The 9,556-nt window shown below is 72.3% G+C and carries 11 protein-coding genes; 2 read left to right on the forward strand and 9 right to left on the reverse strand.

The features are described 5' to 3' along the window. Positions 1 to 98 precede the first annotated feature (98 nt). Positions 99 to 662: a hypothetical protein gene (locus ACFWXO_RS43855; protein ID WP_380532507.1), complete on the reverse strand. Its 564-nt coding sequence runs from the start codon at positions 660 to 662 to the stop codon at positions 99 to 101. Positions 663 to 936: 274 nt separating this feature from the next. Between ACFWXO_RS43855 and ACFWXO_RS43860 the strand changes: the two genes are divergently transcribed. After that, positions 937 to 1,716 carry a VOC family protein gene (locus tag ACFWXO_RS43860; RefSeq protein ID WP_380532510.1) on the forward strand — a complete coding sequence of 260 codons (780 nt, stop codon included), beginning with the start codon at positions 937 to 939 and terminating at the stop codon, positions 1,714 to 1,716. Between the two features lie 75 nt (positions 1,717 to 1,791). Here ACFWXO_RS43860 and hisF read toward each other — a convergent pair whose 3' ends face one another. From hisF to hisD, 8 genes are read right to left on the reverse strand one after another with little or no spacing between them, the layout of a single operon-like run. Further along, positions 1,792 to 2,562 (reverse strand): imidazole glycerol phosphate synthase subunit HisF, encoded by a 771-nt coding sequence (gene hisF / locus ACFWXO_RS43865; protein ID WP_380532512.1) that lies wholly within the window; start codon positions 2,560 to 2,562, stop codon positions 1,792 to 1,794. Further along, a complete protein-coding gene (locus tag ACFWXO_RS43870) occupies positions 2,559 to 2,999 on the reverse strand; it encodes a RidA family protein (RefSeq protein WP_375893334.1) in 441 nt (146 codons plus the stop codon). The genes hisF and ACFWXO_RS43870 overlap by 4 nt, the downstream gene beginning before the upstream one ends. Continuing rightward, positions 2,996 to 3,721 (reverse strand): bifunctional 1-(5-phosphoribosyl)-5-((5-phosphoribosylamino)methylideneamino)imidazole-4-carboxamide isomerase/phosphoribosylanthranilate isomerase PriA, encoded by a 726-nt coding sequence (gene priA / locus ACFWXO_RS43875; protein ID WP_375893442.1) that lies wholly within the window; start codon positions 3,719 to 3,721, stop codon positions 2,996 to 2,998. Before priA ends, ACFWXO_RS43870 begins: the two co-directional genes overlap by 4 nt. Before the next feature lie 17 nt (positions 3,722 to 3,738). Continuing rightward, on the reverse strand, positions 3,739 to 4,374 hold the full coding sequence (hisH, locus tag ACFWXO_RS43880; RefSeq protein ID WP_375893332.1) for an imidazole glycerol phosphate synthase subunit HisH: 636 nt from the start codon (positions 4,372 to 4,374) through the stop codon (positions 3,739 to 3,741). A gap of 31 nt (positions 4,375 to 4,405) precedes the next feature. Next, the gene (locus ACFWXO_RS43885) at positions 4,406 to 4,558 is read right to left on the reverse strand and encodes a hypothetical protein (protein ID WP_188302392.1); all 153 of its coding nucleotides are present in this window, start codon (positions 4,556 to 4,558) and stop codon (positions 4,406 to 4,408) included. Continuing rightward, complete coding sequence (hisB, locus tag ACFWXO_RS43890) at positions 4,555 to 5,148, reverse strand: imidazoleglycerol-phosphate dehydratase HisB (RefSeq protein ID WP_375893330.1); 594 nt, start codon at positions 5,146 to 5,148, stop codon at positions 4,555 to 4,557. The genes ACFWXO_RS43885 and hisB overlap by 4 nt, the downstream gene beginning before the upstream one ends. Positions 5,149 to 5,154: 6 nt before the next feature. Next, positions 5,155 to 6,255 carry a histidinol-phosphate transaminase gene (locus ACFWXO_RS43895; RefSeq protein WP_380532516.1) on the reverse strand — a complete coding sequence of 367 codons (1,101 nt, stop codon included), beginning with the start codon at positions 6,253 to 6,255 and terminating at the stop codon, positions 5,155 to 5,157. Beyond that, positions 6,252 to 7,559: a histidinol dehydrogenase gene (hisD, locus tag ACFWXO_RS43900; RefSeq protein WP_375893326.1), complete on the reverse strand. Its 1,308-nt coding sequence runs from the start codon at positions 7,557 to 7,559 to the stop codon at positions 6,252 to 6,254. Before hisD ends, ACFWXO_RS43895 begins: the two co-directional genes overlap by 4 nt. A 91-nt stretch (positions 7,560 to 7,650) precedes the next feature. Here hisD and ACFWXO_RS43905 point away from each other — a divergent pair, with 91 nt between their 5' ends. Further along, complete coding sequence (locus tag ACFWXO_RS43905) at positions 7,651 to 9,228, forward strand: oxidoreductase (protein WP_375893325.1); 1,578 nt, start codon at positions 7,651 to 7,653, stop codon at positions 9,226 to 9,228. Positions 9,229 to 9,556: the final 328 nt, after the last annotated feature.

Genomic DNA, 9,556 nt, shown 5'->3' on the forward strand with positions numbered 1-9,556 from the left:
GGAGGAGGGAGCCCAATGCAGCGCATTGGCGACCGACGACAACGCGGCGAGGCGCGTGCCCCGGCGTCGGCCCGCAGACGGGAGTTCGAAGACGGGCCCTAACCCTGGTCGCCCACGCCGCCCGTCCCGTACTCCGGGTGCCGGACCAGCCACGCCCCCTCGCCGCCCGTCGCGGCCTCGGTGGCGCCCGAGAAGCCGTAGTGGATCGGCCCGCCGTCGGCGGCGCCCAGCCAGCGGGCGTCCGCGAGCTGCACGGAGAGGGCGGAGGGGCCGGCCGGGGCGGGCTGCTCCAGCACCAGCTCGTGCGCGCCCTCGCCGGGGCGGAAGGTCACCGCGGTCTCGGTGCCGGGCCGGTGGCGGAAGGCGCCGCGGGCGTCCGCCCAGTAGGCGGCCACCGTCACGGAGAGTGTGCCGTCCGGGCGGCCGGTGCCCGGCCGGACGTACTCCTCCTCGGGCACCCAGCGCGCGTGGTGCCGGAGTTCCTCGCCGGCCCGGCGCTCGTCCCAGCGCACCCAGTAGCCCGCGATCCGTTTGACGGTCATGGCCTCGCGGACGACCCGGACGGCGGTCCGTGCCGGGCCGACCGGGGCGCTGGCGGCGAGGGAGACCACCGTCACCTGTTCGTAGGTCACCTCGCCGTCGTCGGCGTACTGCTCCATCACCGGTGAACCACCTTGCCGGGTCGTCGGATCGGTCGCGCCGTCGGCCCGTTCGTCCGGGTCGCGGCCGCGTGGGACGAGCCTAGGGCGGCGGCGGGGCGCTCCGGGGCGATGCCGCCGTTCCGGCCCCGGGCACCCGGTCGTCCGGCTACCCTGCCCGGCGCGGCCCCGCCCAGCCTCCTCCCGGCTGCGGATGTCAGTGCCCGGGGGCAGACTCGCAGGTGGCCGGGGTCCGCCCCGGGCAGCCCGGTCACTCTCCGTCGAAGGGCCCCACCTCATGCTCACCACCGACTTCCCCCTCGGCTCGCCCTGCTGGATCGACCTGGGCAGCCCGGACATCCCGGCCACCGCGGCGTTCTACGGCAGGGTCTTCGGCTGGACCTTCCAGGAGGTCCCGGAGACGGGCGGCTACGGCTTCCTCCAGCTGGACGGCAGGACGGTCGGCGCCCTCGGCCACCTCGACGGCGGCGCGCGGTCCGCCTGGACGACGTACTTCCGCACCGCCGACGTGGACGCGACCGTCAAGGCGGCCGAGCAGTCCGGTGCCACGGTCCGGGTCCCGCCGATGGACGTCATGCAGGAGGGGCGGTTCGCGGCGCTGACCGATCCGCAGGGCGCCGAGTTCGCGGTCTGGCAGTCCGGGAACACGGTCGGGCTGGACGCCGTGTCCGAGGACAACACGCTGGTCTGGTCGGAGCTGCACACCCGGGACCAGGACGGCGGATTCTCCTTCTACCACGGGCTGTTCGGCTGGCGGGTGGAGAACTTCGAGCCGTCCCCGGGGATGAACTACCGGGTGATCTCCACCGCCGAGGGCGACCAGCAGCAGACGAGCTTCGGCGGCATCGCCCCGACCATGCAGCCGGAGCAGCCCTCCGCCTGGACGCCGTACTTCGCCGCCAACGACGTGGACGCGCTGGTCACCAAGGCGACGGCGGCGGGCGGCTCGGTGCTGATGCCGGCCTCGGACGTGGAGAACGTCGGCCGGATCGCCTGGCTGGCGGACCCGAACGGTGCCCCGTTCGCGCTGATCAAGGGCGAGCCCCGCGAGTCGTGACCACGCGAGTCGCGACCACGCGTGAGGGCCCGCTGCTCAGCAGGAGCAGCGGGCCCTCACGCACGACGGATCACGTCACCGGACGGGGTGCCCGGCCTCCCGCAGCGCGTTCTTGACCTCGCCGATCCGCAGGTCCCCGAAGTGGAAGACGCTGGCCGCGAGGACGGCGTCCGCGCCGGCCTCGACGGCCGGGGCGAAGTCGGCGAGCCTGCCGGCGCCGCCGGAGGCGATGACCGGCACGGAGACGGCCTTGCGCACGGCGCGGATCATCTCCAGGTCGTAGCCGTCCTTGGTGCCGTCGGCGTCCATCGAGTTGAGCAGGATCTCGCCCGCGCCCAGCTCGGCCGCCCGGCCGGCCCATTCGACGGCGTCCAGGCCGGTGCCCCGGCGCCCGCCGTGGGTGGTGACCTCGTAGCCCGAGGCGGTCTCCACGCCCTCGCCGCAGCGCCGGGCGTCGACCGACAGCACCAGCACCTGCCGCCCGAAGCGCCGGGCGATCTCGCGGACCAGTTCGGGCCGGGCGATGGCCGCGGTGTTGACCCCGACCTTGTCGGCGCCGGCCCGCAGCAGCTGGTTCACGTCCTCGACGGCCCGGATGCCGCCGCCGACGGTGAGCGGGATGAACACCTGCTCGGCGGTGCGGCGCACCACGTCGTAGGTGGTCTCGCGGTCGCCGGAGGAGGCGGTGATGTCGAGGAAGGTCAGCTCGTCGGCGCCTTCGGCGTCGTAGAGCTTGGCCATCTCGACCGGGTCGCCGGCGTCGCGCAGGTTCTGGAAGTTGACTCCCTTGACCACCCGCCCGGCGTCCACGTCCAGGCAGGGGATGACACGTACGGCGAGGGTCACGGCTGCTTGCCTTCCAGGGCTTCCAGGGTCATTGCCAGCCCGGTGCGGTACGCGTCGAGTTCGACCTCGACCATCATCCGGGAGTCGATCAGCCCGTCGACCACCACCATGGTGGCCACCGGGCGTGCGGCGTCGAAGAGTCGGCGGTGGGCGCGGCCCACCTCCTCGGCGTCGCGGGCGTGGGTGATGTACATCCGGGTGCGGATGACGTCGTCCGCGGTCAGACCGTACGCGGCCAGGGCGGAGAGCCCGACGCCGAACGCGGCGAGGGTCTGCCGGTACGGGTCGCCCTCGTGCTCGATCCGGCCGTTCACCCAGGCGGTGGTGCCGGCCACGTGCACGTGGTCGCCCGCGGCGACCGCCCGGGAGTAGCCGAACTCCTCCTCCCAGGGGGAGAATCCCGTGACCCGACCGCGTACGATCCGACCTTCCGTCATCCGGAAACCGCCTCCAGGGCCTCTTCGAGGGTGAACTTCTGCTCGTAGAGTGCCTTGCCCACGATGGCGCCCTCGACACCCAGGTCGACGAGACCGGCGATGGCGCGCAGGTCGTCGAGGGAGGAGACGCCGCCGGAGGCGACGACGGGGCGGTCGGTGGCGCCGCAGACGTCGCGCAGCAGCTGGAGGTTGGGGCCGGTGAGGGTGCCGTCGCGGTTGACGTCGGTGACGACGTAGCGGGTGCAGCCCTCGGCGTTCAGCCGCTCCAGGACGTCGAAGAGCTGGCCGCCGTCGCGGGTCCAGCCGCGGCCGCGCAGGGTGGTGCCGACCACGTCCAGGCCGACGGCGATCTTGTCGCCGTGCTCGGCGATGGCCTTGGCGACCCACTCGGGGGCCTCCAGGGCGGCGGTGCCGAGGTTGACCCGGGTGCAGCCGGTGGCGAGGGCGCGGGCGAGCGACTCGTCGTCGCGGATGCCGCCGGACAGCTCGACCTTGATGTCCAGCTGTCCGGTGACCTCGCGCAGCAGCTCGTAGTTGGTGCCGGTGCCGAAGGCGGCGTCCAGGTCGACCAGGTGGAGCCACTCGGCGCCGGCGTTCTGCCAGGCGAGGGCGGCGGCCAGCGGCTCGCCGAAGGAGGTCTCGGTGCCGGAGGCGCCCTTGACCAGGCGGACGGCCTGGCCGTCGCGGACGTCGACGGCGGGCAGCAGCTCAAGGCTCATCAGTAGCAACTCTCAGACGTTCAGAGGGTGTTGACCCAGTTGGTCAGCAGGGCGGCGCCGGCGTCGCCGGACTTCTCGGGGTGGAACTGGGTGGCCCAGAGCGGGCCGTTCTCGATCGCGGCGACGAACGGCTGCCCGTGCGTGGCCCAGGTGACCAGCGGCGGGTTGATCCGCGCGCTGTGGGTCTCCAGCTCCCAGTGCCGCACGCCGTAGGAGTGCACGAAGTAGAAGCGGGTCTCCGGGTCGAGGCCGGCGAACATCCGGCTGCCCTCGGGCACGTCCACGGTGTTCCAGCCCATGTGCGGGACGACCGGGGCGTCCAGCGGCTCGACGGTGCCGGGCCACTCGTCGCAGCCGGGCGTCTCCACGCCGTGCTCGACGCCCTTCTCGAAGAGGATCTGCATGCCCACGCAGATGCCCATGACCGGGCGGCCCCCGGCGAGCCGGCGGCCGATGATCCAGTCGCCGCGGACGGACTTGAGGCCGCGCATGCAGGCCTCGAAGGCGCCCACACCGGGGACGAGCAGGCCGTCCGCGGCCATCGCGGTGTCGTAGTCGGAGCTGACCGTGACGTTCGCCCCGGTCCGCTCCAGAGCGCGCTGCGCGGAGCGGAGGTTGCCGGAGCCGTAGTCGAGGACGACGACGTTCTTGCCCATGTTCAGGTGTCCAGTCTCTCTGCTACGGGTGTTACAGGCGCATGAGGCCGGAGCCCAGGCACATCACGGCCCCGATGGCCAACACCAGGATGACGCCCTTCGGCAGCTTCTGCTTCCAGAAGGAGATCACCCCGCCCGCCAGGAAGAGGCCGACGAAGAGGAGGATCGTCGCGGTCTTGTTCACAGCGCACCCTTGGTCGAGGGGAGGATGCCGGCCGCGCGCTGGTCCCGCTCGGCGGCGTAGCGCAGCGCCCGGGCCAGGGCCTTGAACTGGCACTCCACGATGTGGTGCGCGTTGCGCCCGTACGGGACGTGCACGTGCAGCGCGATCTGCGCCTGGGCCACGAAGGACTCCAGGATGTGCCGGGTCATCGTGGTGTCGTAGGCGCCGATCATCGGCGCCATGCCCGCGGGCTCGGTGTGCACCAGGTAGGGCCGGCCGGAGAGGTCGACGGTGACCTGGGCGAGCGACTCGTCCAGCGGCACGGTGCAGTTGCCGAAGCGGTAGATGCCGACCTTGTCGCCGAGCGCCTGCTTGAAGGCGGCGCCGAGCGCGAGGGCGGTGTCCTCGATGGTGTGGTGGGTGTCGATGTGCAGGTCGCCGTCGGTCTTGACGGTGAGGTCGAACAGACCGTGGCGGCCGAGCTGGTCGAGCATGTGGTCGTAGAAGCCGACGCCGGTGGAGATGTCGGTCTTGCCGGTTCCGTCGAGGTCTATCTCGACCAGGACGGAGGTCTCCTTGGTGGTGCGCTCGACGCGTCCGATGCGGGACATGAGGGGTTACAGCTCCTTGATCACTCTACGGACGGCGTCCAGGAAGGCGTCGTTCTCGGCGGGCGTGCCGGCGGTGACGCGCAGCCACCCGGGGACCCCGTTGTCACGGACCAGGACACCCTGGTCGAGGATGGCCCGCCACACGGCGTGGGTGTCGGCGAAGCGGCCGAACTGGACGAAGTTGGCGTCCGAGTCGGTCACCTCCAGACCCGTCGCGCGCAGCGCGTCCACCAGCCGGTCGCGCTCCTCCTTGAGCCGGCCGACGTACCCCAGCAGGGTGTCGGTGTGCTCCAGGCAGGCCAGCGCGGTGGCCTGGGTGACGGCCGACAGGTGGTACGGCAGCCGGACCAGCTGGACGGCGTCCACCACGGCCGGGTCGGCGGCCAGGTAGCCGAGGCGCAGCCCGGCGGCGCCGAAGGCCTTGGACATGGTGCGGCTGACCACCAGGTTGGGACGGCCCTCGATCAGCGGCAGCAGCGAGGCGCGGTGCGAGAACTCGACGTACGCCTCGTCCACGACCACCAGGCTGGGCCGGGCGGCCTGCGCGGCCTCGTACAGCCGCAGGACGGTCTCCGCCGCGACGGCCGTGCCGGTCGGGTTGTTCGGCGAGCAGATGAACACCACGTTCGGCCGGTGCTCGGCGATCGCCGCGAGGGCGGCGTCCACGTCGATGGTGAAGTCGTCGTTGCGGGGGCCGGAGATCCAGGCGGTGCCGGTGCCCCGGGAGATCAGCGCGTGCATCGAGTAGGAGGGCTCGAAGCCGAGCGCGGTGCGGCCGGGGCCGCCGAAGGTCTGCAGCAGCTGCTGGAGGACCTCGTTGGAGCCGTTGGCGGCCCACACCTGCGCGCGGGCGACCGGGAGGCCGGTGCTGCGGGTGAGGTACGCGGCGAGGCCCTCGCGCAGCTCGACCGCGTCCCGGTCGGGGTAGCGGTTGAGGTGGCGGGCGGCCTCGGCGACGCGCTCGGCGATCCGGGCCACCAGCTCCTCGGGCAGCGGGTACGGGTTCTCGTTGGTGTTCAGCTGGACGGGGACGTCCAACTGCGGTGCGCCGTACGGGGACTGGCCGCGCAGCTCGTCCCGGATGGGCAGGTCGTCGATGTTCGTCACGCGCCGGGAACCGTCCAATCGAACCGAGCCTTGACGGCGTCACCGTGACCGGGCAGGTCCTCGGCGTTCGCCAGGTTGACCACGTGCGCGGCGACGTCCGCCAGCGCCTGCCGGTCGTACTCGACGACCTGGACGCCGCGCAGGAAGGTCTGCACCGACAGCCCGGAGGAGTGGCAGGCGCAGCCGCCGGTCGGCAGCACGTGGTTGGACCCGGCCGCGTAGTCGCCCAGCGAGACCGGGGTCCAGCGGCCGATGAAGATCGCGCCGGCGTTGACGACCTTCGCCGCCACCGCGTGCGGGTCGCGGGTCTGGATCTCCAGGTGCTCGGCCGCGTAGGCGTTGACCACGACGAGGCCCTGCTCCAGGTCGTCGACCAGGATGATGCCGGACTGGCGGCCGCCGAGCGCCTCGGCGACCCGCTCGCTGTGCTTGGTCCGGCCGACCTGGGCGACCAGCTCGACCTCGACCGCGTCGGCCAGCTCCGGGGAGTCGGTGACCAGCACCGAGCCGGAGGTGGGGCCGTGCTCGGCCTGGCTGATCAGGTCCGCGGCGACGTCACTGGGCAGCGCGCTGTCGTCCGCGAGGACGGCGATCTCGGTCGGGCCGGCCTCGGAGTCGATGCCGATCCGGCCGGCGAAGAAGCGCTTGGCGGCGGCGACGTAGATGTTGCCCGGGCCGGTGACCATGTTCACCGGCGCGCACTCCTCGGTGCCCAGGGCAAACATCGCGACCGCCTGGGCGCCGCCGACGGAGTAGACCTCGTCCACACCGAGCAGCGCGCAGGCCGCCAGGATGGTCGGGTGGACGCGGCCCCCGAACTCCTTCTGCGGCGGAGAGGTCACCGCGATGCCCCGGACGCCCGCCTCCTGGGCCGGCACCACGTTCATCACCACGGAGGACGGGTAGACCGCCAGCCCGCCCGGCACGTACAGGCCGACCCGCTCGACCGGCACCCAGCGCTGGGTGACCGTGCCGCCCGGCACCACCTGGGTGGTGTGCCCGGTGCGGCGCTGGTCGGCGTGCACGGCCCGGGCGCGGCGGATCGACTCCTCCAGCGCGGCCCGCACCTTCGGGTCCAGCGTCTCCAAGGCCTCGGCCAGCTGCTCGGCGGGCACCCGGGTGGACTCCAGCCGGACGCCGTCGAAACGCTCGGTGATCTCGATCAGCGCCGCGACCCCGCGATGGCGTACGTCCTCGGCGATCGGCCGCACCTTCTCCAGGGCGGCCGCCACGTCGAACTCGGCACGGGGCAGCAGGGCACGCGGGTCGTCCAGCGAGCCGCGGAGGTCGATTCGAGAGATCACGCCACCCAGTGTAAGGAGTGGCCGGAACGGGTGGTCCCACATTTCAGTCCGTGATACGAAAGGCGAGACGACCGGGGGGACGGGGGAAACCATGGCGGAGAGCGCCCCGGAGGGCTGGACCGACACCGAACGGGAACTCTGGGAGGCCTTCCGCGAGGGCGAGGTCTTCGAGCGCAGATGTGGCCGGGACGACATCGACGACCCCTTCGGGGACAGCCCCTGGGGGCCGGAGCGGACGGTCGGCGCCGACGTACTCGCGCACCTGCTGCTGGCCGGGCCGCAACCCACCGCCGGGCGGGTCGCCTCGCTGCGGATGAGCGGGGTGAAGGTCACCGGCTCGCTCAACCTGGCCGGCGGCCACCTGGAACGGTACGTCGAACTGCGCGGCTGCCGCTTCGACCACAAGATCCTCATCTCGGAGGCCTCCGCCACCACCCTGCGGATGGTCGAGTGCGCGATCCCCAGGATCGAGGCCTCCCGGCTGTCCACCACCGGCGACCTCCACCTGGCCCGCTGCCGGATACCCGAGGGCATCCGGCTCACCGACGCCAAGATCGGCACCGACCTGCTGCTCAACCAGGCCGTCATCGGCGGCGACCGCTACGGCCGCGCGATCTCGGCCGACGGGATGACCGTCCACCAGGACCTCGAAGCCGAACGCCTGGAGACCCACGGCGAGTTGAGCGTCCGCACGGCCCGGATCGGCGGCCGCCTCTCGCTCCGCGGCGCCCAGCTGCACGCCGACCCGCAGAACCGCGTCTGCCTCAACGCCGTCCGGCTCAACGTCGGCCACACCCTCTACCTGACCAGCTCCGCCGACGGCGGCTGGTTCGGCTCCCGCAGCTACTACGGCTCCGGCTACGGCCAGAGCCCGGCGCCCGGCGCCCCCAGCACCCCGTTCCGCGCCTACGGCCAGGTGCGGCTCTCGGACGCCCGCTTCGACGCGGCCTGCCTGATCTCCGGCGAATTCCACCTGGAGGGTGACGACGAGCTGTCGCTGCGCCGCATCCACACCCCCGAACTGCGCTTCACCTGCGCCTTCCGGCCCACCGGCACGGTCTCGCTCTCCCGCGCCCGGGTCGGCAACCTGGTCGACCGCCCGGACTCCTGGCCGCTCGGCAAGCACCTGGGCCTGACCGGCTTCGTCTACGAGAACCTCCGCCCCGCCGCGGCGTTCACCGTCCAACAGCGGATCGCCTGGCTGGAGGGCTCCGCGGTGGACTTCCAGCCGGAGTCCTACGAGCAGCTCGCCGCCGCCCTGCGCCGCGACGGCGCCGACGACGACGCCCGCGAGGTGCTGTACGCCAAGCAGCGCCGCCGCCGGGAGACCCTGCCGCTGCCCGCCCGGGGCTGGGGCCTGGTCCAGGACGTCACCGTCGGTTACGGCTACCGCCCCGGCCGCGCCGGCCTGTGGCTGCTCCTCGCCTGGGCCCTCGGCAGCGTCTGGTTCGCCACCCACGAACCCGCCCCGCTCAAGGCCGACGAGAAACCGCACTGGAACGCGGTGCTCTACACCCTCGACCGGCTGCTGCCCATCGTCGACCTCAACCAGGGCGCCTGGAACCCCGGCGGCACCAGCCAATGGATCGCCGCCGGCCTCGTCGTCGTCGGCTGGCTCCTCGCCTCCACCGTCGTCACCGGCGCCACCCGCCTCCTCCAACGCGGCTGACCGACGACTTCTGCGCAGGAAGTCGTCCAGACCGACTTCCTGCGCAGAAGCCCAAAAGCCGGGGCTCAACGACAAGTGGATTTCCTAACCATCCCGCCCCGCCGCGATGCGATCGCGGCGGGGCGAGCAAAACCGCAGCACGATCTTGAAATGGGCGAGAAAACCCACCCACCCACAAGCACAATAATGCTCGGGCGCATAGGAAGCCGGGGAACAATCACTGGAAATCTCGGCATCAAGCCAAGTGAGTGATCAACATAAATGGGCGGGCCCTGGCTCTTAGACCCATCTCCGCGCCCACGAGCCCCGCCGAAATCGCGGTGTGCGG

It is taken from the genome of Kitasatospora sp. NPDC059088, from assembly GCF_042738155.1.
Lineage (GTDB): Bacteria > Actinomycetota > Actinomycetes > Streptomycetales > Streptomycetaceae > Kitasatospora.

Excerpts from the sequence above, each read along its gene's own strand:
- ACFWXO_RS43860 (WP_380532510.1), top strand. The coding sequence starts at position 937 with ATGCTCACCACCGACTTCCCCCTCGGCTCGCCCTGCTGGATCGACCTG.
- ACFWXO_RS43870 (WP_375893334.1), bottom strand. The coding sequence starts at position 2,999 with ATGACGGAAGGTCGGATCGTACGCGGTCGGGTCACGGGATTCTCCCCC.
- hisH (WP_375893332.1), bottom strand. The coding sequence starts at position 4,374 with ATGGGCAAGAACGTCGTCGTCCTCGACTACGGCTCCGGCAACCTCCGC.
- hisB (WP_375893330.1), bottom strand. The coding sequence starts at position 5,148 with ATGTCCCGCATCGGACGCGTCGAGCGCACCACCAAGGAGACCTCCGTC.
- ACFWXO_RS43905 (WP_375893325.1), top strand. The coding sequence starts at position 7,651 with ATGGCGGAGAGCGCCCCGGAGGGCTGGACCGACACCGAACGGGAACTC.